This is a genomic window from Clostridium homopropionicum DSM 5847 (assembly GCF_001263795.1).
Taxonomy (GTDB): domain Bacteria; phylum Bacillota; class Clostridia; order Clostridiales; family Clostridiaceae; genus Clostridium_H; species Clostridium_H homopropionicum.
The window spans coordinates 20,447-45,645 of the sequence record NZ_LHUR01000031.1; the positions used below are offsets into that span (position 1 = coordinate 20,447).

Annotated in this window: 20 protein-coding genes; 4 read left to right on the top strand and 16 right to left on the bottom strand. The window is 31.2% G+C overall.

The window, feature by feature from the left end:
- Window positions 1-48 precede the first annotated feature (48 nt).
- The 6 genes from CLHOM_RS12935 to CLHOM_RS12960 form a co-directional block, all read right to left on the bottom strand.
- Entirely contained in the window at window positions 49-1,005 is a 957-nt protein-coding gene (locus CLHOM_RS12935; protein ID WP_052222110.1) for an acyl-CoA dehydratase activase, read from the bottom strand.
- Window positions 986-2,083, bottom strand: coding sequence for an acyl-CoA dehydratase activase-related protein (locus CLHOM_RS12940; protein WP_052222111.1), 1,098 nt, complete (start codon window positions 2,081-2,083; stop codon window positions 986-988). Before CLHOM_RS12940 ends, CLHOM_RS12935 begins: the two co-directional genes overlap by 20 nt.
- Window positions 2,055-2,975, bottom strand: a complete 921-nt coding sequence (locus CLHOM_RS12945) for an acyl-CoA dehydratase activase-related protein (RefSeq protein ID WP_052222112.1) — start codon at window positions 2,973-2,975, stop codon at window positions 2,055-2,057. Before CLHOM_RS12945 ends, CLHOM_RS12940 begins: the two co-directional genes overlap by 29 nt.
- A 134-nt stretch (window positions 2,976-3,109) precedes the next feature.
- Entirely contained in the window at window positions 3,110-3,742 is a 633-nt protein-coding gene (locus CLHOM_RS12950; RefSeq protein ID WP_052222113.1) for a DUF488 domain-containing protein, read from the bottom strand.
- Between the two features lie 28 nt (window positions 3,743-3,770).
- The gene (locus CLHOM_RS12955) at window positions 3,771-5,225 is read right to left on the bottom strand and encodes a hypothetical protein (protein ID WP_052222114.1); all 1,455 of its coding nucleotides are present in this window, start codon (window positions 5,223-5,225) and stop codon (window positions 3,771-3,773) included.
- 126 nt (window positions 5,226-5,351) lie between these two features.
- Window positions 5,352-6,356, bottom strand: a complete 1,005-nt coding sequence (locus CLHOM_RS12960; RefSeq protein WP_052222115.1) for a LacI family DNA-binding transcriptional regulator — start codon at window positions 6,354-6,356, stop codon at window positions 5,352-5,354.
- A 165-nt stretch (window positions 6,357-6,521) separates the two neighbouring features.
- Here CLHOM_RS12960 and CLHOM_RS12965 point away from each other — a divergent pair, with 165 nt between their 5' ends.
- Both CLHOM_RS12965 and CLHOM_RS12970 read left to right on the top strand, forming a co-directional pair.
- The gene (locus tag CLHOM_RS12965; RefSeq protein WP_052222116.1) at window positions 6,522-7,214 is read left to right on the top strand and encodes a YetF domain-containing protein; all 693 of its coding nucleotides are present in this window, start codon (window positions 6,522-6,524) and stop codon (window positions 7,212-7,214) included.
- 33 nt (window positions 7,215-7,247) lie between these two features.
- Entirely contained in the window at window positions 7,248-7,613 is a 366-nt protein-coding gene (locus CLHOM_RS12970; RefSeq protein ID WP_052222117.1) for a DUF4363 family protein, read from the top strand.
- Between the two features lie 49 nt (window positions 7,614-7,662).
- Here the strand turns inward: CLHOM_RS12970 and ileS are convergent, their stop codons facing one another.
- The 4 genes from ileS to CLHOM_RS17985 form a co-directional block, all read right to left on the bottom strand.
- Window positions 7,663-10,782: an isoleucine--tRNA ligase gene (ileS, locus tag CLHOM_RS12975; protein WP_052222118.1), complete on the bottom strand. Its 3,120-nt coding sequence runs from the start codon at window positions 10,780-10,782 to the stop codon at window positions 7,663-7,665.
- Between the two features lie 631 nt (window positions 10,783-11,413).
- Window positions 11,414-12,007 carry a type II toxin-antitoxin system PemK/MazF family toxin gene (locus CLHOM_RS12980; RefSeq protein ID WP_052222119.1) on the bottom strand — a complete coding sequence of 198 codons (594 nt, stop codon included), beginning with the start codon at window positions 12,005-12,007 and terminating at the stop codon, window positions 11,414-11,416.
- Between the two features lie 45 nt (window positions 12,008-12,052).
- On the bottom strand, window positions 12,053-12,991 hold the full coding sequence (locus CLHOM_RS12985; protein ID WP_052222120.1) for a CPBP family intramembrane glutamic endopeptidase: 939 nt from the start codon (window positions 12,989-12,991) through the stop codon (window positions 12,053-12,055).
- A 144-nt stretch (window positions 12,992-13,135) separates the two neighbouring features.
- The gene (locus CLHOM_RS17985; RefSeq protein ID WP_082204432.1) at window positions 13,136-15,709 is read right to left on the bottom strand and encodes an N-acetylmuramoyl-L-alanine amidase; all 2,574 of its coding nucleotides are present in this window, start codon (window positions 15,707-15,709) and stop codon (window positions 13,136-13,138) included.
- Between the two features lie 371 nt (window positions 15,710-16,080).
- Here CLHOM_RS17985 and CLHOM_RS12995 point away from each other — a divergent pair, with 371 nt between their 5' ends.
- On the top strand, window positions 16,081-16,719 hold the full coding sequence (locus CLHOM_RS12995) for an MBL fold metallo-hydrolase (protein WP_052222121.1): 639 nt from the start codon (window positions 16,081-16,083) through the stop codon (window positions 16,717-16,719).
- A 186-nt stretch (window positions 16,720-16,905) separates the two neighbouring features.
- Here CLHOM_RS12995 and nrdG read toward each other — a convergent pair whose 3' ends face one another.
- The 6 genes from nrdG to murI all read right to left on the bottom strand — a co-directional run bounded on the left by nrdG (window position 16,906) and on the right by murI (window position 22,636).
- Window positions 16,906-17,382: an anaerobic ribonucleoside-triphosphate reductase activating protein gene (gene nrdG, locus CLHOM_RS13000; RefSeq protein WP_052222122.1), complete on the bottom strand. Its 477-nt coding sequence runs from the start codon at window positions 17,380-17,382 to the stop codon at window positions 16,906-16,908.
- A gap of 14 nt (window positions 17,383-17,396) precedes the next feature.
- Complete coding sequence (gene nrdD / locus CLHOM_RS13005) at window positions 17,397-19,514, bottom strand: anaerobic ribonucleoside-triphosphate reductase (protein ID WP_052222123.1); 2,118 nt, start codon at window positions 19,512-19,514, stop codon at window positions 17,397-17,399.
- Window positions 19,515-19,781: 267 nt separating this feature from the next.
- On the bottom strand, window positions 19,782-20,444 hold the full coding sequence (locus CLHOM_RS13010) for a helix-turn-helix domain-containing protein (RefSeq protein ID WP_052222124.1): 663 nt from the start codon (window positions 20,442-20,444) through the stop codon (window positions 19,782-19,784).
- 39 nt (window positions 20,445-20,483) lie between these two features.
- Entirely contained in the window at window positions 20,484-21,002 is a 519-nt protein-coding gene (locus CLHOM_RS13015) for a peptidylprolyl isomerase (protein ID WP_052222125.1), read from the bottom strand.
- Between the two features lie 243 nt (window positions 21,003-21,245).
- Window positions 21,246-21,722, bottom strand: coding sequence for a hypothetical protein (locus tag CLHOM_RS13020; RefSeq protein WP_052222126.1), 477 nt, complete (start codon window positions 21,720-21,722; stop codon window positions 21,246-21,248).
- Between the two features lie 146 nt (window positions 21,723-21,868).
- Entirely contained in the window at window positions 21,869-22,636 is a 768-nt protein-coding gene (gene murI, locus CLHOM_RS13025) for a glutamate racemase (protein ID WP_052222232.1), read from the bottom strand.
- A gap of 407 nt (window positions 22,637-23,043) precedes the next feature.
- Here murI and CLHOM_RS13030 point away from each other — a divergent pair, with 407 nt between their 5' ends.
- Window positions 23,044-25,131 carry a glutamine synthetase III family protein gene (locus CLHOM_RS13030; protein WP_052222127.1) on the top strand — a complete coding sequence of 696 codons (2,088 nt, stop codon included), beginning with the start codon at window positions 23,044-23,046 and terminating at the stop codon, window positions 25,129-25,131.
- Window positions 25,132-25,199 lie beyond the last annotated feature (68 nt).

The window sequence follows — 25,199 nt, forward strand, 5'->3', positions numbered from 1 at the left end:
AATTAAATATAAAAGCCTGAAAATCAATGATTTTCAGGCTTTTTCTTATTATACAATCATTCTTTCGCTCCACTTTCCACACCTATCTCCAAAACATCCTACAATAGCCCCATTATCTTTTATATCTACTACCTCACATCTATTAGGACAGCTCTTGCACTCAAAGCTGCTTGACACAAATTTAGCTTCTGCTACTTTAAAGCCTCTAAAGGCTGTCTTTCCTTTCTTTTTAACTGCCTCAGCTCCAATAATAGCTGCTCCAATAGCTCCCATAACACCATGATGTTCTGGAACAATTACCTTTAAACCAAGTGCCTCCTCAAAAGCCTTCTTTATTCCAACATTAGCTGCTACACCGCCTTGAAAAAATACCTTTTGCTGGATTTCCTTCCCCTTACCTACGTTATTTAAGTAGTTTCTAACTAAGGCCTCACATAAGCCTCTTATTATATCTGCCTCATTATATCCTAATTGTTGTTTATGAATCATATCTGATTCTGCAAAGACTGCACATCTTCCTGCAATTCTTACAGGTACATTAGATAGTAAAGCATACTCTCCAAACTTTTCTATAGGTATCTCTAATCTTTCTGCCTGCCTATCTAGAAAAGAACCTGTACCTGCAGCACAAACTGTGTTCATAGCAAAATCAGTTACAATTCCGTTTCTTAAGGTTATTATTTTTGAATCCTGTCCGCCAATTTCTATTATAGTCCTTACATCCTTATCCATTTGAAGAGCAGCAATTGCATGAGTTGTAATCTCATTTTTAATTGCATCTCCTCCCAAAAGTACAGATGCTATATGTCTTCCACTTCCTGTAGTACCTACAGAAACTATATCTGAGCTTTCATATTTATTTTTTAATATACTAATACCTTGTTGTACAGCTTTTATCGGTCTTCCTTTTGTTCGTAAATATATTTTTTCCACAACATTAAAATCCTTATCAATTAGCACTACGTCAGTGCTTACGGAACCAACATCAACACCCATGTGATACATTTTCTTGTCTCCTCTCAAGTAAATCTAAAAATGCTTCTATCCTTGTTACATATCCACCTTCGCCAGTCATTTCATCTACTACTAAACTCATAATAGGAAAATCCTTATCTCTCGATATTGAAGGAAGTATTGCTTTTGTTATTATTTCTGGCATACACCCCATCGGAAATATTTGAATGGCTCCATCTAAATTCTGTTTATGGGCAATCATTGCCTCTCCTATACATTCTCTAGCATGACCGCCTATGTAATAAGGTAAATATTCCTTTGAAGCCCTTCTAATATCTATTGAATTTAAATTTAATACTTTCATGGCAGCATCCTTAACCCACCAGCTTGGAGTTAATTTTCTTTTACTACATACTCCATAATCCATTAATTTATCTTCTATGTTTAAATTTGAAAAAGGATCAATTACAGTGTATATTTCACCAATAACTGCTACTTTAACTGGTTTTTTATTTTTATCAATTTTAACTTTCTCAATATTTTTTCTATAAGCCTCTAAAATTCTTATAGCCTCTACAGGATTATCTGTTTCGAAAACATCTCTTTTGCATTTGTTTAAGAGTTTTTTACACTCTCCTCTGTTTACCTCGTATCCAGCTAAGTAATGAGCTCTTTCCTCTATTTTATCGATGAGATTTATAGCTTTAATGGCCCTTAATGAAGCCATTACTTTTTCTCTACCACTTTTTTTGCTTCCAGAAGTAAGAATACCTAGCCTATTCATAAATTCACTTTTACCGATATCCTTAACATAATCCATTACGATAAATTGAAGATCATGCCCTAGCTTTTTTAAAATTTTCATTTGAAGCTCTGAGTACTCACCAAATCTGCAAGGTCCACAACTTCCAACTAAAAGAATAGTGTCTGCCCCCTGTTCTATACTCTGCACGAAATTCCCAATCATTATTTTAAAGGGAAGGCACATCTCCTCTGGTGAATGTTCAACTCCTATTTCTAGAGCAGCTTTATTATTCATTGGTGGAATAACATAGTCTATGCCCATACCATCAAAAAAAATTTTAGCTGCAATGTATACATTACCCATGTGCGGGAAGGTTATCTTCAACTATATTCCTCCTATCTATCATATCTATAAATGCTTCCAATCTAGTATTAATTCCAGCCTCACCTGTCTGTTCATCAATTTTTAATACAAGCATAGGGAAGTCCTTAATTCTATCTTTAATTAACTCTACTACTACGGAATCAATGCCGCAGGAAAAAGATGAAACATATATAATTCCGTCAATTTTATCCTGAGAATGTAGATAAGCCGCAGCACCATATGAATTTCTTGCAAAGCTCCAAAAAGGTCTTTTAAAAAGTCTATTAACTTCTTCATCTATATAATTTTCTTCCACAAACTCTTCAGTTATAACCCCAACACCAAATTTATGAAGCTTCTCTACCAAATTCATATTTATAAAATTGTCGTATAAATTATAGGGATGACCTAATAATACAATATTAGTTTTATAGCCTTCATCCTTTATACCACTCTTAAATTTTTTCTGTGCATTTAGAGCACTTATATATGCAGTATCAATAGAAAATATATTGTCTGTAATCATAAAGCCTAGTTTTCTAAACCAATTATAAAGACTTTTTTCAGAATTAATATATAGAGGTAATTCCGTTATCATAGGCATTTCAGTAATAGAGTTCTTGACCATTTCAGGAAGCCCACAAAATTTAGGGCAAATATATTCTCTATCCCTGATGCACATTATTCTAGGAACTATAATCAGTTCACATCTTCCCCTTAGGCTGGCAACATGACCGTGAAACACCTTAATAGGAAGACAAGCCTCATCTACTGCATATTTAACTCCCTCATTTAATATAGCTTTATTAGTATCATCAGATACTACAACATAAGCACCCAGTTCCTTTAAAAAAGTTTCAATAAATGGATAATACTTATAGTACAAAAGTCCTTTTGGAATTCCTACTTTCATGACAACCTCCTTTATGTTTCTACATTTACATATTATTGAGCAATCTCCATACTTTTATTCACAGTTACTATAAATTATTAAAATCTAAGGGGGCAGACCCCTGGGAATTACACCCAGGGGTCTGCCCCCTTCACTTATATTTGTTGAAATTTTATTCGATATCCTTCATCAATTATTTTAGCTTTTATAGCTTTTTCATTTATTTCATCATAATTATCTTTATCTAGAATATCTTGAATACTTAATTGTAAAAATTTGTCCTTCAAAATTGGTTCATAAGTTACAAATAACTCTTCTTCTATTCTCTTTTGAGTTTTATATTTTTCTTCATCGATTATGTGCTTCACTTCAATTCCTTCTTGCTCTAAAGCATAACCTAATAAAATACTCCTGTGGCAATTAAAAGGGTTCTTTTCTGAACACATAAGTGCTATTTTATGGCCCCTTCTTATTCCTTCTATTATTCTATTTATACCTTTCTTAAAAAGACTGCATCCAATGATATTATCAAATTCTTCTTTCCACTCTTTAGAAGAAAGATCTTTTCCTTTTCCCTGGTACCCTAATACATCCCCCATGTAAATATAATTAATTCCAGACTGTTTTATTTCTCTTTCTACAAATTCCTTATTGTATGAATTATAAAATTTATTTGATGAATAAGGTACACTTCTTATATCCATCACACAATCAATGCCGTATGTGGTTATAGTATTAATAAACTCCTCCAGCTTTCTTGTTGAATGTCCAATTGTATAACAAATCATTATTTAAGCCTCCATCTGTCAAAATTATTTACGCAATTCCTTGCTTATGAGATAAGATTTCCTTAAGTTTTTTTTCCGAAGCCTCCTCTTTATATTTTTCCACCTCAATTAAAATATTTTTAAATTGCCTCCATTTCCATGCAACACTAAAATTTTTATATTTCCCTAAGAGATTAAGTTTATCCTCATCACTAAGTAGCTTTTCTACTAACATAGGGCAATCCTCATAAAGACTTTCCATAATGCCTTCTAATTCTTTTATTAATGGACTTATTTCTTTTAATCTTTCTAGCTTTTTATAATATTTTTCTAATATAAATGTATTGCATGTATCTATGGCTCTTATTAAACCATCAAATTCATTTGCCTTTGAGATTGATTTCTTAATATTAAATATATAATTCTTAAGCTCTTCATATTCATTTAAATATTTAATATTTAATATACCTTTTCTTAAAGTTGAATAGGATTCTTTATTATACCAATCTATGTCTTTTAAAAAAGTAATTTTACTTATATGATTTTTTATTTTATCTACAACCTTTTTCTCCCAATTTACTATAATATCTAATTTATTAATTACTTCTTCTACATTAGACAAAGTCTCAAAGCTTAACTCATTTATCTCTATCCCCTTATATTCCATCATTGTATTGTTCCACATGTTTTTTAGACTTTCTTCAATAGAGCATTGTTCAACATAAAGCTTTACTATTCGAATTTGTTCTCTAGTTTCAACAGGTTTGTTGTCTATTAAGCATCCGTTCAATACACTTAAACATTCTTTATGAATTACTTTAAAAAGTTTATTTAGCTTACCCTTTTTTTCAAATTCCCTATAAACAGACTCAAGTTTATGATTTAAAACCGAAATTTCTATTTCTTTTGGGATTTCTACCTTAAAACCACTTATTTCTTTTCTAATACTAGTAATCTTTTTTATATAATAATTACACTTTAAAATTGTCTGCTGAAGTACTACCCTAGCAGTTTGTCCACCTTTAGAAATAATAAGTAAAATCTTTTCGAGCCAAGTACCTTCAATTTCTTCTAATAATTTATTAGCATTATCTAATAGCTCTATGATGTTTTCATAGTCATATTCAGAATTATAAGAAATACACCAATCCTTTAAAAAAATTTCATAGCTTTCGTAATTTATTCTCAGTTGATTATATCTTCTAACTATATACAAAAATTCTTTATATGTGGGCATATTGTAAAGAAGTGCCCCAACTTTGTAAAATGTATCTATTTCATCCCTATTTGTGTTACTCATAAGATAGATAAGCCTTGAAAACTTTGCATCTGTTATTGGAGGCTTTTTTAGTGTACCTATTTCATCTTTTATCCAAGAATACTGAGCTTCATTCTCCTTCAGCCATTGCTCAATAGTCGACAATTTATACATTTTGCCAAAATAATCTATGCATCCTTTTTCAATTTTCACAACTTCTTTAAATAATTTGTATCTATCCTCCATAGGGATACCCTCCTATGATATATTTTACATATTTTACCTTATTATGCATATTATTATACCATAATATTCCAAATAGTGGTATAAAAAAAATGTATGCCTTTTCGACATACATTTTTCCTCATTTAATTACTTAGTAGAATCTCTTTCAACAAGCTCATAAGGTAAAACAAATACTTTTTTCTCTACTTCTTCGTTATTTATCTTTTTAATAAGCATTCTAGTAGCAACTGAACCCATATCATATAATGGTTGTGCCACAGTTGTAAGTCTAGGATAGAAAAATTCAGCACCATGAGTATCATTAAAGCCTACTACGTCAATATCTTCTGGAACTCTAAGTCCATTATCTCTTATGGCATTTATAGCTCCCATTGCAATTTCATCATTTACACAAAATAACGCGTCAATATCTTTAGCTTTTGATAAAATTGTATTCATAGCTTCATAACCGTCTTCTGACTTTAATGCATATTTGCAAAAGAACACTAAGTCTTCATCATAAGGTATTCCATTTTTCTCAAGAGTAGCTTTATAAGCTTTATATCTAATTGCACTGGCATTTATAGCTTTTTTATCCGTACTAATATAAGCTATTCTTTTGTCCCCTTTGTTTATTAAATATTCTACTGCGTCTGTAGCTGCCTGCTTATTATCAATTACCACACTAGGGAACTCAGTCTCTCTACCATTAGTTTCAATTAAGACTATTGGCATATTACTAGAACTAATAGTTTTCATAACACTTTTTTCTAAAGAGTTACTCATATAAATAACTCCATCCACCATCTTTTCTCCAAGGACCCTTAGATATTCAATTTCTTTTTCAGTATCAAGGTCTGTATTACATAGCATGATATTGTACTGATAGATATTTGCGACATCCTCAGCTCCTCTAACTATTTCTGGATAAATTGGATTTGAAATATCAGGTATAATTATGCCTATTGTTTTTGTCTTTTGAGTTTTCAAACTTCTAGCAATTATATTTGGCCTATAATCAAGCTTTTCAATTGCTTCTAAAACCTTCTTTTTTGTTTCTTCATTTACTACATCCACATTATTCAAAACTCTTGAAACTGTTGCAATAGATACATTTGCTTCCCTAGCCACATCTTTTATGGAAGTTGCCATATTACCAACTCCTATTACGGTTATTTTTTTCATTTTCCTTATTATACAATATATATGTATTAGATTACAAGAAGAGTTTAAGCCAATGTAAATATTTACAATTTGAATTAAATTATTAAAACTCCATATAATATAAACAAAATTATTGAGCTTGAGGAGAAAATTATGAATGAAGGACTTATAGTATTGGTCAGAGGAATTATTTCTTTTTTTAGTTTATTAATATTTGCTCGAATTCTAGGTAAACAGCAAATAAGCCAGCTTACTTTTTTTGACTATATTTTAGGTATAACAATAGGCTCTACTGCCTCTACCTTAACTACCGACTTAACAAGTAGAGCTTGGCCTCATTGGGTTGGACTAATTACATGGGCCTCTTTATCTTTGCTACTTCAATACATTACTTTAAAATCAAAAAAAGCCTCTGATTATTTAGATGATGTACCTGCAGTAGTAATTATGGATGGAAAGATATTAGAGGATGCTATGAGAAAGTCAAAATACAGACTAGGCGAACTTCTAGAGCAGCTCAGAGATAAGGGCGTTTTCGACTTAACTCAAGTAGCTTTTGCAGTTTTAGAAAAAGATGGTCAATTGTCTATACTTAAGAAAGCAGAATATCAACCTGTTACACCTAAAGACATGAAGTTGTCTGTGTCAAAAGTAGCCCTTAGTTCAGAAATAATTTATGATGGACTAGTAATTGAGGAAAACTTAAAAAATATAAAAAAAGATATGAATTGGCTGCTATCCCAACTAAAAGCAAACAATATAAGTTCTCCTTCTGAGGTATTTGTTGCTAGCTTTACTCCACCTAATACCATTTATTTTGACTTGTATAAGGATCACATGCAATAGTTGTTATTTAACTCTTATAAAGGATGTGTAATTATGAAAAAATACTTTCCATACCTTTTACCAATATTAGGCTTATGCCTATTTATAGTAGTAATGTTCAGCGGTAAGTACTTGAAAGAGCCTCTAAAGTCCTCAGAAGATGTTATGGGGTTTGTCAAAACAGCTATGGAAGATACCGTAAATGAAAAATGGGATAATGTAAGCATAGACATAAATAACATAGAAAGAGCATGGAAAAAGATAGTCCCAAGAATACAATTTAGTGTTGAAAGAGATGAAATATACAATATAGGAATTAACATTGCAAGACTAAAAGGTGCTAATATGACTAAAGATAAATCAAGTATTCTAATGGAATTGAATGAGTTTATGGAAAACTGGGATGAGCTTACCAAATGAAAAAACATCTGACAATTATGCTATAAACATAATTATCAGATGTTTTTAATTACATAGTTTGTTTTTCTACTGCAACTTTTAAGTCTTCCCCGTTAATCTTCAACTCATTATATGGCTTATCTTCATTATAATCTACTGAAACTGCTAAGGTTTCGTTCTTAATATGGTCTTCATATTTTCTAATTACAGCTTCTAGCATTTCATTCCCAGCAACATAAAGTATTATTTTGTCTGCAACCTCAAAGCCACTTTCTTTTCTTAGGTTTTGAACCTTACTCAATATTTCACGAACAAAACCTTCTTCTTTAAGCTCCTCTGTAATAGTAGTTTCAAGTATTACTCCAACTTCCCCTTCTCCAGCAAAGGCAAAACCTTCAAGTCCTTGCATTGTTACAAGTAAGTTTTCTGAAGTAAGCTCAATTTGATCCTCTAGGCCTTCCACATCTATAAATACAGATTTGCCATTATTTATAGTTTGAGCAAGTTCCATTTGATTCTTAGCAGATATAGCTTTTCTTATTGCTGGAATAAATTTACCATATGCTTTTCCAAGCACTGGTAGGTTTGGTTTTATTTCAAAATTAACATACTTTGATAAATCTGCTCCAAACTCAATTTTCTTTATATTGAGCTCATCCTTAACTATATCACCATAATATTCAGGAAGAGATTTTGTGCTTACAAGCATTTCTGCTAACGGTTGTCTGTTCTTTATATTTGCACCATTTCTAGCACTACGTCCAAGCTTAACTATCTTATAAGCTAAATCCATTTGTCTTTCAAGTTCATTGTCTACAAGAGTTAAATCGTATTTTGGCCAAGTTCCTAGATGAATACTTTCTACTGCATTTTTATCTAAATTGAATACTAGATTTTGATAAATTTCTTCTGCAATAAATGGAACAAATGGTGCCGCAACTTGGATTACAGTTGTTAAAACTTTATAAAGAGTTGTATATGCTCCTATCTTCTCTTCAGTTAATTCTGTAGTCCAGAATCTTGATCTGTTACGTCTTACATACCAATTAGAAAGCTCATCTACAAAGTCTTCAAGTTCTAATGCAGCTTCTGTTATTTTGTAGTTATCTATATTTTCTTCTACCTTTTTAACTAAACTATTTAATTTAGATATTATCCATTTATCCATTACATTTTCAGAAACAAAGTTTTTGTATTCAAGTGGATTAAATTGATCTATTTCAGCATAAAGCACATAGAAAGAGTAAACATTCCATAAAGTGCTTAGGAACTTTCTCTGTGTTTCCTTTACATCCTCTTCTGAGAATCTTGTTGGAAGCCATGGTGCACTAGCAGTATAGAAATGCCATCTAGTAGCATCTGCTCCTTCATTGTTTAAAACATCAAATGGATCTACTACATTTCCCTTTGACTTTGACATTTTAAGTCCATGTTTATCTAATACGTGACCTAAAACTATACAATTTTCATAAGAACTTTTGTCAAATAAAGCAGTAGATATTGCAAGTAATGAATAGAACCATCCTCTTGTTTGGTCAACAGCTTCAGATATAAATTGTGCTGGATAAGTCTTATTAAATACTTCTTTATTTTCAAATGGATAATGGTGTTGAGCAAATGGCATTGAACCAGAGTCAAACCAACAGTCAATAACTTCGAGAGTTCTAGTCATTTCCTTTCCGCAGTGAGGGCAAGTAAGCTTAACTGCATCTATATATGGCTTGTGAAGCTCAATTCCTTCTGGAACATTAATTCCTTTTTTCTTAAGTTCTTCAATGCTTCCTATACACTCTCTATGACCACATTCACATTCCCAAATTGGTAGAGGTGTTCCCCAGTATCTATCTCTTGAGATACCCCAATCTACTACATTTTCTAGAAATTTACCCATTCTTCCGGTTCTTACGTTGTCTGGATACCAATTTATTTTATTATTATTTTCTAATAGTTTATCCCTAAGAGAAGTCATTCTTACAAACCAACTATCCTTTGGATAGTATAGAAGTGGTGTGTCACATCTCCAGCAGTGAGGATATGAGTGGGTGAACTTCTCTGATTTATATAGGTTTCCTGATTCTTTTAGATAATCTAGAATCTTAGGGTCAGCCTTTTTAACAAATAGACCCTTCCAAGGTTCAACTTCCTCAACAAACTTACCTTCTAAATCAACTAAATTTATTAGAGGTAAACCATATTTCTTTCCTGTTTGACTGTCATCTTCACCATAAGCTGGAGCAGTATGAACTATTCCAGTACCATCAGTTAAAGTTACATAGTCTCCATGAACTACATAGAAAGCCTTCTTTTCAGGAACATGGAATTTGAACAATTGCTCGTATTCAGTTCCAAGTAATTCTTCTCCCTTAAATTCTTTTACTATTTCGTATTCTCCGTCTAAAACCTTTGGTGCAAGTTCTTTTGCAAGTATAAGATTTTCTCCGTTTATTGAAACTTCAACATAATCATAAGCCTTATTTATAGTCAAAGCTACGTTACTAGGTAATGTCCAAGGAGTTGTTGTCCACGCAAGTATATATCTATTGCCTGAGTCTTTAATTTTAAATTTTACAAAAGCAGTAGCTTCCTTTACATCCTTATAGCCTTGAGCAACTTCATGAGACGATAGCCCTGTTCCACATCTTGGGCAATATGGAGAAACTCTATGTCCTTTATATAGGAGTCCCTTATCCCACATTTGCTTTAATGCCCACCAAACGGATTCTATATAGTCATTGTGATAAGTTACATATGGATTTTCCATGTCAACCCAGAATCCTAACTTCTCAGACATATCCTTCCAAAGGCTAGTATACTTAAATACACTTTCCTTACATTCTTTAACAAACTTTTCTACACCGTACTCTTCTATTTGAGGCTTACCTGAAATTCCAAGTTTCTTTTCTATCTCAAGCTCAACTGGAAGTCCATGGGTATCCCAACCAGCTTTTCTTAAAACCTTATAGCCTTTCATAACCTTGTATCTTGGTATCAAGTCCTTCATTACTCTTGTAAGCACATGGCCTACGTGAGGTTTACCATTAGCTGTTGGAGGTCCATCATAGAAAGTAAAATATTCGCCATCTTCATTTCTATTAAAACTTTTTTGTATAACGTCATTATCTTGCCAAAAGTCTGCTATTTTTCTTTCCATATCTACAAAATTAGTAGATGTCTCAACCTTCTTGTACATGCGTCTATCTCCTTTTATAATTTAAATATACAAAAAAGCTCCGCCCATAAGGACGCAGCTACATTAACCACCTATGTGTATAATTCTTCAAGTACATTCATACTCTATTTCTTAACGCGAAATAACGGATACACTTAATATGCCACCGGCACTTCAGTTTTCAACTCCCAGGTGATTTTCTTTAAATATTAGCTACAGGTTTCCCATCATCCCCCGCTCTCTTAAAGCAATCTATTTAAATACTCTTCCTGTTCACAGTAGTTTTTTGTTTAATAAATATCATATTCATAGTATAATCTCAATTTAAGCTATATTATATTACAATAGCTTTTTGTTGTCAATTTTCATTTATTATATAGAGAAAAAGATTGGTTTAACCAATCTTTTTCCATTTTAATATGTGAAATAATATGTTATATAATCTCCTAGCCCATGCCAGGTATGTTAACTTGATAAAAAAGGATAATATGGAATATAGTCTCCTAATCTCAATTAGGTATGTACTTACTCACTAACGATTTAATTTTATCACTATTGTCTAAGTATGGCAATAGTTTTTTAATACTTTTTTTATTCTTTGTTAAAATTATAGCATTATATCTTCATATTGTATTATATTTTTACAAATGAATTACAATTTAAGTGAAATTCTGAGTTTAGAATCTAATAAATCCATAAATTCTTTATTCAAAGTAGCAATGTGTCTTCCGAGTCTTGCTTTTGAAACTACCTTTATTTGTTCTGCCAGTACTGTTCCAGTTATATGATTTTTTTCTCCATCTTCAAGCTTGTAGTCACTTTCTCTAAGTTCGATATGTACAGCTATTTTTTTAGGTCTATTTGATATAGGGGCAATTATAGTTGTTGGAGCATTTTTGTTACCTGTATCATTCTGAATAATTATCACAGGTCTTATTTTATTTTCTTCTGAGCCAATGTTTTGCCCTAGCTCACAAGTCCATATTTCTCCACGCCTCGGAATTACCCTAATATCCTTTGAAATCATATCATTCATTTTTATTTGCTCTTTTACCCAAGAAACATAATTATGAATTCTCTTTATATTAAGTGCTTTTCTTTTTATAGGTTGTGTTTCTTTGTTTTCATTTAATTTATCCTTTATAATATTATTATATTCATCCACTAAATTTATAATGTCTTCAATACTCTCATTTATAAATTCTTTTAGCTCTTCCTTATTCATGTCATTTATGTTTTGCTTCATAAAGTATTCCCCCTCGCTACTACATTAAAATTGCGAACCCCCGTATTACTTATTTAAGATCTCTTTAACATCACTTGCAATAACAGAAATATATATTAATATTGAGGCTACCACAGGCCAATTCAGTATTTTAATTTTTTCTACACTTAAAGCTTCTTTTTTACAAGAGTAGTTATTCATTCTAGCTAGCTTTTGCATAAGCATGATAATGACTCCAATACATACAATCGCTATAGCTAACAATATAAAAAGGCTATTAACCAATTGTACAGTAGTTAAAGATGATAAACCAGCCTTTTGAACTAACTCAAGATTCTGTCCACTAGCTTCTGCCAACTTTATTCCTAATGCAGAAATCAAAACTTGAGTTCCATTTATTGTGAAATGACATATCATAGATGCATAAATGGAGTTTGTTATTCTCACAAGATATGCAAAAATAATACCTATAGCAAAAGCATATAGCAATTGATTTCCATCAAGATGAAGCATTCCGAAAAACATTCCGGTAATTATTGCAGCCTTGCTAATACTTATTTGATTATACCCAGATAATACTACTCCCCTCATGGTTATCTCTTCACAAATTGCAGGTGTTAATGCAATTACTGCTATTCTTATTAGCAAAGGTATATCATTCATAGCTGATACTACTTGACTTATTCTATTAGGAAATATGAATTGTGTTAAAAATGATAAAAACATCGCTACAGGTTGTGCTAAAATACCTATGCCTACAATAATAAGTATAGATTTAAAATTCAATCTATTCAACCTTAAAGTTTCTTTTATGGATTTTTTTGTTATAATAAAATATATTATAGTTGGAACTATAAGAAGTAGCAGTTGAGGCAAAACCAAATACAATGAAATTGGCATTTTTAGAGCCTGAAATATTGGTTTAAGTAATATTGGCGAAAATGCATATAAAAATAATAGAATAAATGCAAATAGATTGCTTTGATAAATATTTCTATCTTTCATGAATTAAGCTCCCACTTAAGTAATTATTTTTAAAAATATCGTAATATAAATATAATAAAGGAAGAGACTAAATATTACAACTAACTTTTGTCATAATTGCATCTCTTCCATTACTTTTTAATTTATATTTTCTATATACTCTTACTATTCTAAGGTTTTAAGTATTCCTCTTGCTATAGCTTCTGCATACTTTTGCTGATAATCTGAATTGTTCATAAGCTTCTCTTTATCTGGATTGCTTATAAAATCTAATTCTACTAGTACAGCAGGAGCATCAGTATATTTCACCACATATAGTCCACTTCCTTTAATTCCCCTATCTTTAGAATTAAGTTCACTGACCAATTCTTCTTGAATATTAGTTGCTAAAGGAATTCCTTTGGTACTGTCTCTATCATAGTAAGTTTCAGTCCCTGAAGTTGTTGGACTTCCATCAATACTATTTGTGTGTATTGATACAAAAAAATCTACATTAGCTTCATTTGCTATATCGCATCTCATTTGAAGCTCTTCATTTTTATTGTTTGGCCAAGGAACATTGTCACTGGTTCTTGTGAAAACTACATTTACTCCATTTTTAACTAAAATATCTCCTAGCTTTAATGCAACTGCTAAAGTAACATCTTTTTCTTTTGTTCCATTTGGTCCAACTGCTCCTGAATCGTAGCCGCCATGTCCTGCGTCTATAGCCACCTTATAATTTGTAGCATTCTTTGAAGAAACTATCAATGAAAGAGTTATTAGTTTATCATAGTTTTTTACCCTTCCCTTTATAGTTATTGTTCCAGCTTTACTTGTATCAACAGAATCTGTTTCCCAAATAACATCCTTTTGAACTGTCTTACCTTCGTTAGTTAAAGCTGCTACCTTAGTAGGCAAAGAGTACTTCTCTCCTTGATTTACTTTTACAGAAACATCTTTAACATCTTTTATAGTTTCATTTGAGCTATTATATCCTTCTAAAATACTTGAGGCTATTGCTTTTGCAATTTTATCTTGATATTCAGAGGTTTTTAATAGTGCTTCTTCATCTGGATTTGTAATAAAACCTGGATAAACCACTATTCCAGTTCCATTAAAGGCGTCTAAAATGTTAAACACTTTGGTTTTAACCCCTCTATTTACTCCACTAGTATAAGTGATTAAATTACTTTGAACATTTTCTGCAAAGGCCTTTCCAATATCATCACCAGTTTTATAATAAGTTTCTATTCCTTTAGTTGCTTGACTAGTATAGGAATTCATTTGAATTCTCACCAAAAGCTCAGCCCCTGATGCATTTGCCAGTTTAACTCTCTCGTCTATGTCTTTATCCTTACTCCAAGATACACTGTCTGTTTTTCTTGAGTAGGCAACATTTATTCCTTTGTCTTCAAGTATTTTACCAACCTTTAATCCAATGGCTAAATTAATATCCTTGGACTTTACTGCTGCTGGATCTGTTAGGTCTATTGTATTTGAAGCACCAGCTGAATCTATAAATACTTTACCAATGCTACCCTCATTAAAACTGCTGTCAGAAATTACTTTTACCTTCAAATTTACACTTTCACTATAACTAGCTACGGTTCCTTTATAATTAAAAGTTCCCTCTTTAGATGTATCAACAGAAGTCTTATCCCATTTAACACTAACCTTTGAATCTGTATTATCACTCATAACAGCCGTTACAGTAGTAGGAAGTGTATACTTTTCACCTTTGTAAAGAATTACTGATATATCTTGTATATCCTTTATATATGTTTGCATTTTAATATCTAGATAATTTAGCACAGCATTTGCTATAGCTTCTGCACTGTTATTTTTGTATTCTTCACTGTCTAATATTTGCTCTTCCTTTGGATTTGTTAAAAATCCTAGAGCTACATAAACTCCTGTAGCATTTACACTGCTCAAAGTCTTCAAGCTGCTTTCTACTATTCCTCTATTATAAAGTCCTGTTTTCGCTGGAAGCTGATTTTGTATATAAGAAGCAAGTTTTTTTGACTCTTGGTTACCACTTAAATAATAAGTTTCTGTTCCAGCTGCTGTAGAAGAAGAATAAGAATTACAGTGTATACTTATTAGTAAGTTTGCTTTTGCATCATTAACAATTTTACTTCTGGCTGCAACACTGTCTTCCTTGCTCCAAGATACGTTATCTCCTGTTCTTGTATAAACTACACTAACTCCATTTTGTTCAAGAATCTTACCTGCCTTTAATGCTACTTGAAGATTTACATCTTTTCCTTTGACACCTGCTTGTCCGATTTCAGAACCTATGTCATTTCCAGCACGACCAGCATCTAATGCTATTATATATCCTTTTGGAGAAGTTGGCTTAACAACCTTATTTTCTATAGTAAATTCCATTCTTGCTGGAGCTTTTATTTTGTTACCACTTTTACCTTTTAAAGTGTCCTTAACTACTAAAGAATAAGTTTGTCCTTCTTCATACTTAGTAACAGGTGCTACTGCTACAGTTCTGCTATCTATGTATGTTACCTTAACGGGTATCTCCTTATTATTTGAATCCAACACAGCTATACTGCTAGAATTAACTGTATCTTTATTAATATCCTCGTTAAATTTTATGTTCCAAACCTTATCTGAGGCAATTCCTACTTTTTTAGGTAAATCCTTATATGAAGCAGCAAAGACCTGTGAAGGCAACATTACTGATAATAACAAAAGAATAACAATCATTAATGTACTTTTTTTCTTCCTTATTATATTCAAATTACTTCCCTCCCAAAACCCTCGTTAACTATATTGTATTTTATATGGATAAATAATTCAAGAATTCTATAATGTTTTTTAATTACTATTAAAATTATAATTAAACCATATTTTATTATACATTAATTAATACGAATAAAAAATCTAATAGTACGGTATTTTACTTAATAATAACATTTTTTATAATTTTGTTATAAAATATCATTATAATAGGGAAGGATATTTTATAAATAGAAGAAAAATGCGATGCATTTTTCTTTAGTAACCAGTGACCAGTTGCCAGTAGAATTAATAAAACTGGTTACTGGGAATTGGTTACTGGTTACTAATCAACCTTTGTGTTATCATAAATATGAAAGGATGTGAAAATAATGGAAATAACTTGGCTTGGTCATTCTTCTTTCCTAATTGTAGATTCAAAGGGAAGAAAAATTTTAACTGACCCTTTTGATGAAACAGTAGGTTATAAAGTGTTTAACGATGAAGTAGACCTAGTTACTATAAGTCATAACCATTTTGACCACAACTATACTAATTTACTTAAAGGTAATCCAGAGATTATTAAAGAAATTGGATTATTTTATAAAGCTGATATTGCAGTGCAAGGAATTCCTTCTTATCATGATTCAGCTAAAGGAGCTAAAAGAGGTGAAAACATAATTTATACATTGATAGTTGATAATTACAAAATTTGTCACTTAGGAGATTTAGGTCACCTCTTATCAGAAGAAGATTTAAGAAAGTTAGGTGAAGTAGATATTCTATTAATTCCAGTAGGCGGTAATTACACCTTAGATGGTAAGGAAGCAGCTATTGTTGCAAAGGCAATAAATAGCAAATTAATAATTCCTATGCACTATAAAACTCCTTACGTAGGCTTTGATATTGATGGAGTAGAAAACTTTATAACAAATATGAAAAATGCAGAACGGGTAAAAAGCAATACCTTAAAAATAGAAGGTCCTTTAGAAGGATTAAATGTGATTAAGATACTTGATCCTCCAATGTAAGCTATAAGTGAAAAACCATAAACTAAGAAATATTTCTCAGTTTATGGTTTTAATATTATTATTGTATATCTTTATATTATAAAGTTTTAAATGAATGTTGCTTTTTCATTCATTTAAAACTTTCATTTAGTAGCTATAAAGACTATTTTAAAGATTGTTGAATTCATTATATGGAAACAACAATTTTTAAAATATATTTACTTCTTTAAGATTTATTATTCTTTGATTTCTTGAGCCGGTATATTTTAAGGCTCCCTCAACTAAATGCTTATTAAATTTACCATCTACAAGCACATCTAATTGTTTAAGGAGGTTTAACTTATACTCATCATTACTCTTTAAAATTTCTTCAATAGTATATCCTGTATAACACCAAATATCTAAATTTTCTTCTTTAATTTTTTTTGCAAGTTCCGTAAGCTCTTTGGCTTGTTCAAAGGGTTCCCCCCCTGAAAAAGTAACCCCACTAATCAATGGGATATTTCTCTTTATTCTTTCATTTATTTTTTCTAATTCTACATCATCCCCATATTGAAAAGATTGCATTTCTTTGTTTTGGCATCCTTCACAATTATGATTGCAGCCTGATAGGAACAATGTACTTCTTAAGCCTTTCCCATTTACCATTGTATTATCTAAAAAACCTGCTACCCTTAACTTCATAACTTTATTCTCCATTAAATTACATAAGTATTTACATGTTTATCATCATTATGAGATTTTCTATCAGCTCTTTCAGCAACTTTACCTGCTCCAAATCTTTCGTCTAAGGATAAATATCCTGTAACTCTAGATATTCCTTGAATATTTGTACTTCCGCATTTTGGGCAAGTTTTTTCAGCCGGCTCTAACTTAGTTCCACATTCTCTGCAATACTTCATGTGGAAATTAATTCCTATATAATTTATATTTGTGTTTTTATAAGCATAATCTATTAATGCTTTTACGGTTTCTGCTTCAGGATATCCATCCATTTCAATATAAGTTATATGTCCACCATTGCATAGTTTGTGGAATGGTGCTTCTAAATCAATCTTATCTTTTATAGATATATTATAATATACAGGAATATGGTAACTGTTAGTATAATAATCTTTATCTGTAACATCCTCTATTTTCCCAAAAACCTTCTGATCCTGGAGAATAAATCTTCCAGAAAGCCCTTCTGCCGGAGTAGCATAACAAGACCAGTTAAGTCTATCTATTTCTTTATATTTATCACAGAATTTTCTAATATATGTTACTATCTTAAGTCCAAGTTCATAAGCTTCTTGACTTTCACCATGATGCTTTCCTATTAAAGCTGTTAGAGTTTCAGCAAGACCAATAAATCCAATCCCCCAGGTTCCTTGCCTTAGTATCGGCTCAATGGAATCATTAGGAGCTAACTCTTCTGAACCCCTCATTAATTTTTCACCAGCTACAAAAGGTAAGTCCTTGACTTTTAAATTTTTTAGTGTGTCATATCTATGTAAAAGAGATTCTCTCGTCATTTCCATTCTATTTTCAAGCAGTGAGAAGAATTTAGTTAAATCTCCCTTTGCTAATATACCCAGTCTTGGAAGGTTAATAGTGGCTGGAGCTATGTTTCCTCTTCCACCAGGTCCAGGCTCTCCATTGATATTTGACATTATGTATGTTCTGCAGCCCATTGTAGCGGCTATTACTCCCTTATCGTAATATTCCTTATTGAAATCAGCATCTAAATTCATAAACATAGGGTTCATTCTCTTACTTGCTACTCTACAAGCAAGTTCATAAAGATAATAGTATGGATCACTAGGTTCTCTGTTTACCCCTTCTTTTACTCTAAATATTACATTAGGGAAAATAGGCTGCTCACCCTTACCTAGTCCCTTTTCATATTCTTCTAGGAAAGTTTTATCAATCATTGCAGCATCCTTATTTTGAGGTAACCCTAAATTAATAGAACTGAAAGGAACTTGACTACCTGCTCTTGAATGCATAGTATTTAGATTATATACTATCCCTTGCATAGATTGGCGAACTAGCTTTTCTAATTTTCTTTCAACTATTTCATCTAGATTTTCTATTTTTCCAAATATTTCTTCATATTCTCTTTTAATTTCTTTTCTTGACATATCCACAAAAGGCGCCATATCGTTATCAAAATTAACGTGGGACTGTCCCCCAAACATGTCATTTTGAGTACTTTGAAGTAATATACATGATAATTCTGCAGCAGATTCTATTCTTTTTGCTGGAAGTATTGTGCCATATCCAGTATTAAAACCTCTTGCTAGCACCTTACCCGTTTCAATGTTCAAGCAGTTAGTAGTTAAATTATAAGAATCTAAATCATGATAATAAATATCTCCATTTTCATGAAGCTTAGCAAGATATTTTGGCATCTTTCCAAGGTTATGCCATTTATTTGATTCACTAGCTATTCTTAAAAGCTTTGAACTAAAATTATTTCCTACATTAGCATTATCTCTATCTGTTTCAACACCTATTCTTTCAATAACCTTCATTAGATCTGATTTCTTATCTCTAATTCTTGTTCTTTCTTGTCTATAATTAGAGTAGGTTTTCCCTATTAATTCATGGCCATTTTGAGGCAATACTCTTTCTACGATGTTCTGTATATCTTCAACTGTAATTTCCTCGCAATTCATCCTTTCTATTTCTTGTATAACCTTTTCAGTAAGTTCAACAGCTTCACTATCTTTTAAATTAAAGGCTATCTCATCAGCAGATCCTTTGATAGCGTTAGTTATTTTAATAGCATTAAAAGATACTCTTCTGCCGTCTCTTTTTACTACATATAGCATACTATACACCCCTGACCACAATATATTGTACTTTTATATTGTACTTTGCTAATTATACTCCACTATTTTTTGGTTATCAATTAATCATTTTGCCATAATAAATTAATATTCCCTGTTTAGTCTATTTCTCTTCGAGTTGTTTCATTTTTTATACCTAGTTTCAATTTGACATGATTATATTGAATAGTATAATTTGCCACAAATTTAAAAAGTATGCAACAATATAGCTGCATACTTTTAAATAACTCAAATTGCCATTAAAATTAGTTATAATTTTATCTCTAATTTTATAAAAATCACTAGAACTTTAATATCTTTTACTCCAACAGTTTCTGTTCTCACACTGCTTTTATTGCTTACTAGCAATAGCTTTGTGTTATCTAGCCTTTTAATTTGCCTTATAACCCTCTGTCCATTGTATTCCACAAGACATATAGAATTATTCTCTATTTCATGGCTTAAATGACCAAAAGCAATATCGCCCTTAGCAATTCTAAAACCAGCCATATCATCATCCTGAATTTCAATAAATACTACCTTATCTTTCCCATAACCTTCTATTTTGTTATTGATAACAGGCATTTGCCTTAATTCTAAGGCTTTATTCAAATCATACCCATAAACCGGTACAGTCTTTAGTACTGAACTAAAAGCATCATTCCATACTTCATTTACTTTTTCTAAATTTTTCTTAGGCTCAACCTTTAATTCTTCCTTATATACTTCAGCCTCAAAGGACATAGTAATGTCATTTATGTCCTTATCTAATACCTTAGATATTTTATTCATAATATCTTCATTTATTACTTTTCGACCAAGCTCTACATCTTTTATAAAGCTCTCTGACACTCCTATTTTCTTTGCCAGTTGCTTCTCTGTCATGTTTGAGCCTAATCTAGCTTCTTTAATTTTAATTCCTACTCTGCTCATATCGATTGCCTCCGCATTGCCCCTAATTATTGAAATTAACTATTTTGTTTTTTCTGGTTCTGGGTACTCTACTCCAAAGTTTTCAATAGTTACACTTTCCATAACTTGATCTTCATAAGGTCTATCATTGTAATCTCTTTTTGAATTTACTATTTTGTCTACAGCCTCCATTCCTTCTGTAACCTTACCGAAGGATGCGTATTGTCTATCTAGATGTGGAGAATCTTCTACCATTATAAAGAATTGACTTCCTGCAGAATTAGGAGCCATTGTTCTTGCCATAGAAAGTACTCCTCTAGTATGCTTCAAATCATTTTTAAACCCATTAGCTGTAAACTCGCCTTTTATTGAGTAGCCTGGTCCTCCCATACCTGAACCTTGTGGATCTCCTCCTTGAATCATAAATCCTGGAATTACTCTATGAAAAATAACGCCATTATAAAATCCTTTTTTTACTAGACTTACAAAATTATTCACTGTATTTGGAGCTATTTCAGGATATAATTCAGCTTTAATCATATCTCCATTTTTCATTTTGATTGTTACAATTGGATTCATTAGTTTAATCTCCTCTCATGTGCTTATTTATTCTACAAACTATTTACTATGATAAACTAAATTATACCATAATATACATAGTTGTAGTAGAGAAGATGTTTGACATGGGGGATATAAGAAAAATGCGAGGCGCTTTCCTTTAGTAACCAGTGACCAGTGACCAGTTGCCAATAGGATTAATAAAACTGGTTACTGGGAATTTGTTACTGGTTACTAAGAATTTTACGTCGTAAAATTCTTCTATCACGAATTATAAATATCATCACTTGTCCAATTTATATTAATATCTAAATCAGAGACTTCTTTTTTTAATTTTATAGATAAACATCCTCCAGGCAGCATAATTAATGCTGAATCATTTAAAATATTGTATCTTTTATTTTGGTTTATGATATTTTTTACAAGTTCAATTTCTTCATTATTATTATTTTTTTCAATTCCATCAAATAAATTTAAATCTGCAAGCTTTTTATAGCCATTCATTTTAGATATTTTATTCATTTTATCAGTTTCCCCTTGCATCAAGGAAAGTTCATTATTACACTCCCTAATCATTACGTCTAAATTTTTTATAATGTAAATCTTTCTACTATCAGAAGGATTTTCTATAATAATGTAGTTAAAATTATCCCTTCCTTTAAAATTCAAACTTGAAACTACTCCAAAAGTTTTTTCATCTAAGGTTTCTTCTTTTTCCTTTTTAACAGTAAAAACCTTCATTTTATCACCTTACTCCTATGGTTTTAGGGCTTCCCCCCTATTATAATTTATTCCTTCACTGGTTATAGGTGATATTTTAAAACTAAAAATAGAAAAAGTATCTACAGTTCTTCCCGCAAATACTTTTTAAAAAAATTATTATACTCTTAACCTTCTAATAGTTTTTTTGATATCTTAATAATATATTCATCTTCTAGTGAGTTAAAAATTTGAACCTCTCCCATAGATTTTTTTTTGTTTCTAGTATTCTTCTCAGTAATCAATCTTTTTAATTGTGCTGCAGTCCCTAAACTTCCATCTATTACTTTAACCTTTTCTCCTAATACCTTATTAAGTTCTTCTTTAATAAACGGATAATGAGTACACCCAAGTACTACAGAAGATATTTCATTATATATTAAATGTGAAAACTTATCTTTTAGAAAATTATTTAATTCTTCTCCTTGAACTATACCTTTTTCTATGTACTCTACAAGTCCGGCACAAGGCAACGGTACAATTTCCGCCTTGTATTTATACTTCTCCATAAGACACGCAAATTTTTTTTCAGATAAAGTCATTGGAGTTGCCATTATTACAATTTTCCCTCCATCATTTATCTCAACAGCAGGCTTTAAAGCAGGCTCAATTCCTATTATAGGTATATTGCTATAATGCCTTCTTAAATCTTCAATAGCAACACTGGTTGCTGTATTACAAGCAACAACAATTGCTTTTACTTTATGTTTTATTAAAAATTCCACCGCTTGAAAACTTAAGGCTTTAACTTCTGCTACAGATTTTACTCCATAGGGTGCATTTTTAGAGTCTCCAAAATATATATAATCCTCATTTGGAAGTATTTTAATTGCTTCTTTTAATACACTTAAGCCACCTACACCCGAATCAAAAAAACCAATTGGCTTATCTTCCATAGAATCATTAGCATTTAAATATTCTTTATGCAAAATAGCCTTCACCTCCACTTGCTTAAAAGAATTTTGCAAAAACATTATAACATATAAATTAATAATTACATTATAATAATATTAATATATTTTACACACACTTATATTACTACAGAAAATACACACGAACAATGCAATGATATTTTTTAAAAATTTGTGGTATTTCCTGTATAAAAGTATTAAAATATTAGTTAATATACGTATAAACCTTTTCATCTTCTACAAAATCTTTATAATCTTATTGACAATTTATCAATTATATAATAGAATTTTTATATAATTTTTAATATATCACTTGTAAAATAACAAAATACAAAAAAATTATAATTTCTGACTATTAACATATTATTTTTATATCGAAAGGGGATTTTGTAATGAGCATGTTAATCGAAAATTTTGGTTCAAATTTATTCAGCGATGCAGTTATGAAGGAACGTCTTCCTAAAGCTACTTATAAAGCTTATAAAAAGGCAATAGAAAACGGGCTTGCTCTTGATTTAGATTCAGCAGATGTAATAGCTTCTGTAATGAAGGATTGGGCACTAGAAAAAGGAGCTACTCACTTTACTCACTGGTTTCAGCCATTAACTGAGACTACAGCAGAAAAACATGATTCTTTTATCTCTCCAACTGGAGATGGAAAAGCAATATTAGAGTTTTCTGGAAAAGAATTAATAAAAGGTGAACCTGATGCATCTTCTTTCCCTTCCGGTGGAATTAGAGCTACTTTTGAAGCTAGAGGTTATACTGCATGGGACATAACTTCTCCTGCCTTTGTAAAAGATGATTCTTTATATATACCAACAGCTTTTACTTCATATACAGGTGAAGCACTTGATAAAAAGACTCCTCTTCTTCGTTCTATGGAAGCTTTATCAAAACAGGCTGTTCGTGTTTTAAAAGCACTTGGAAATACTACCGTTAAAAAAGTTGTAACAACTGTAGGACCTGAACAAGAATACTTCTTAGTTGATAAAGAATTATTTAATAAACGTCCAGATTTAATATTCACTGGCAGAACTTTATTTGGTGCAAAACCTCCAAAGGGTCAAGAACTTGAGGATCATTATTTTGGAACAATAAAAGAAAGAGTTTCCGCTTACATGAAAGAACTTGACGAAGAACTTTGGAAACTTGGAGTTCCAGCTAAAACTAAACATAATGAAGTTGCTCCAGGACAATTCGAATTAGCTCCAATATTTGGTACAACAAATGTTGCAACAGATAACAATCAACTTACAATGGATATTATGAAAAAAGTTGCAGCAAGACATGGTTTAGTTTGCCTACTTCACGAAAAACCTTTTGCAGGCATAAACGGATCTGGTAAACATAATAACTGGTCAATGAGCACTGATGATGGTCACAACCTTCTTGATCCGGGCGAAACACCACATGAAAATACTCAATTTTTATTATTCTTAACTTCAGTTATAAAAGCCGTTGATGAATATTCAGATTTACTAAGATTTTCTGCTTCTAATGCTGGTAACGACCATCGTTTAGGTGCTAATGAAGCTCCTCCAGCAATTATATCTATATTCTTAGGTGAACAATTAGGAGATATAATAGAACAACTTGAAAACGGAACTGCTACTTCTTCAAAATCAGGTGGAAATCTATCTCTTGGTGCTTTATCACTTCCTGTACTTATAAAAGATGCTACTGACAGAAACAGAACATCACCATTTGCTTTTACAGGAAATAAATTTGAATTTAGAATGGTACCATCTTCAGGTAATATTGCTGGTGCTAACTCTGTTCTAAACACAGCTGTTGCAGAAATACTTTCTCAAGTTGCAGATAGATTAGAAAAAGCATCAGATGTAGATGCTGAAGTTCAAGCTATTCTTACTGAAATTGCTAAAAATCATAAGAAAATCATATTTAACGGAAATGGTTATTCAGATGAATGGGTAGTTGAAGCAGAAAAGAGAGGACTTCCAAATATAAAAACTACAGTTGAATCTATAAAGGCTTTAATTTCTGAAAAGAATATAGCTTTAATGGCAAAACATAATGTATTAAGTCCAACAGAAATGCATTCACGTTATGAAGTTTATCTTGAAAACTATTCTACAATTATAAATATAGAAGCTGAAACAGCACTTATAATGGCAAAACGTCAAATTTTACCTGCTGTTATTAAGTACCAAACTAGCTTAGCTGGATCTGTAGCTGCTGTTAAAGCTGCTGGAGTAGATGCTAAAGTTCAAACAGAATTACTTGCTGAAGTAGCTGAATTAACAGCTTCATTAAAGAGCAAAATAACTGCATTAGAAGTTTCATTAGAAAAAGTTCAAGGCTTAACAGGCGAGACTTATGATATCGCTCACTCTTACAAATTCGATGTATTTGAAAAAATGGGTGAATTAAGAGAAGTTGCTGATAAGCTTGAAACTATAGTTGATGCAGAATTCTGGCCATTGCCATCTTATGGTGAATTGCTATTTAATCTATAAAGCTAAAGTGTTAAGAGAACTTTATTTAGACTACACTAGAAATTTGTTAGATATATAACAACGTTAAA

What these genes read in the sequence shown, in the direction of transcription:
- CLHOM_RS12970 (WP_052222117.1), top strand. Translation starts at nt 7,248, where the DNA reads ATGAAAAAATACTTTCCATACCTTTTACCAATATTAGGCTTATGCCTA.
- murI (WP_052222232.1), bottom strand. Translation starts at nt 22,636, where the DNA reads ATGGAAGATAAGCCAATTGGTTTTTTTGATTCGGGTGTAGGTGGCTTA.
- CLHOM_RS12950 (WP_052222113.1), bottom strand. Translation starts at nt 3,742, where the DNA reads ATGATTTGTTATACAATTGGACATTCAACAAGAAAGCTGGAGGAGTTT.
- nrdG (WP_052222122.1), bottom strand. Translation starts at nt 17,382, where the DNA reads ATGAAGTTAAGGGTAGCAGGTTTTTTAGATAATACAATGGTAAATGGG.
- CLHOM_RS13030 (WP_052222127.1), top strand. Translation starts at nt 23,044, where the DNA reads ATGAGCATGTTAATCGAAAATTTTGGTTCAAATTTATTCAGCGATGCA.
- CLHOM_RS13020 (WP_052222126.1), bottom strand. Translation starts at nt 21,722, where the DNA reads ATGAAGGTTTTTACTGTTAAAAAGGAAAAAGAAGAAACCTTAGATGAA.
- CLHOM_RS12935 (WP_052222110.1), bottom strand. Translation starts at nt 1,005, where the DNA reads ATGTATCACATGGGTGTTGATGTTGGTTCCGTAAGCACTGACGTAGTG.
- CLHOM_RS12995 (WP_052222121.1), top strand. Translation starts at nt 16,081, where the DNA reads ATGGAAATAACTTGGCTTGGTCATTCTTCTTTCCTAATTGTAGATTCA.
- CLHOM_RS12960 (WP_052222115.1), bottom strand. Translation starts at nt 6,356, where the DNA reads ATGGCAACTTCCATAAAAGATGTGGCTAGGGAAGCAAATGTATCTATT.
- CLHOM_RS12955 (WP_052222114.1), bottom strand. Translation starts at nt 5,225, where the DNA reads ATGGAGGATAGATACAAATTATTTAAAGAAGTTGTGAAAATTGAAAAA.
- CLHOM_RS12985 (WP_052222120.1), bottom strand. Translation starts at nt 12,991, where the DNA reads ATGAAAGATAGAAATATTTATCAAAGCAATCTATTTGCATTTATTCTA.
- CLHOM_RS12945 (WP_052222112.1), bottom strand. Translation starts at nt 2,975, where the DNA reads ATGAAAGTAGGAATTCCAAAAGGACTTTTGTACTATAAGTATTATCCA.
- nrdD (WP_052222123.1), bottom strand. Translation starts at nt 19,514, where the DNA reads ATGCTATATGTAGTAAAAAGAGACGGCAGAAGAGTATCTTTTAATGCT.
- CLHOM_RS12965 (WP_052222116.1), top strand. Translation starts at nt 6,522, where the DNA reads ATGAATGAAGGACTTATAGTATTGGTCAGAGGAATTATTTCTTTTTTT.
- CLHOM_RS12980 (WP_052222119.1), bottom strand. Translation starts at nt 12,007, where the DNA reads ATGAAGCAAAACATAAATGACATGAATAAGGAAGAGCTAAAAGAATTT.
- CLHOM_RS13015 (WP_052222125.1), bottom strand. Translation starts at nt 21,002, where the DNA reads ATGAATCCAATTGTAACAATCAAAATGAAAAATGGAGATATGATTAAA.
- CLHOM_RS13010 (WP_052222124.1), bottom strand. Translation starts at nt 20,444, where the DNA reads ATGAGCAGAGTAGGAATTAAAATTAAAGAAGCTAGATTAGGCTCAAAC.
- ileS (WP_052222118.1), bottom strand. Translation starts at nt 10,782, where the DNA reads ATGTACAAGAAGGTTGAGACATCTACTAATTTTGTAGATATGGAAAGA.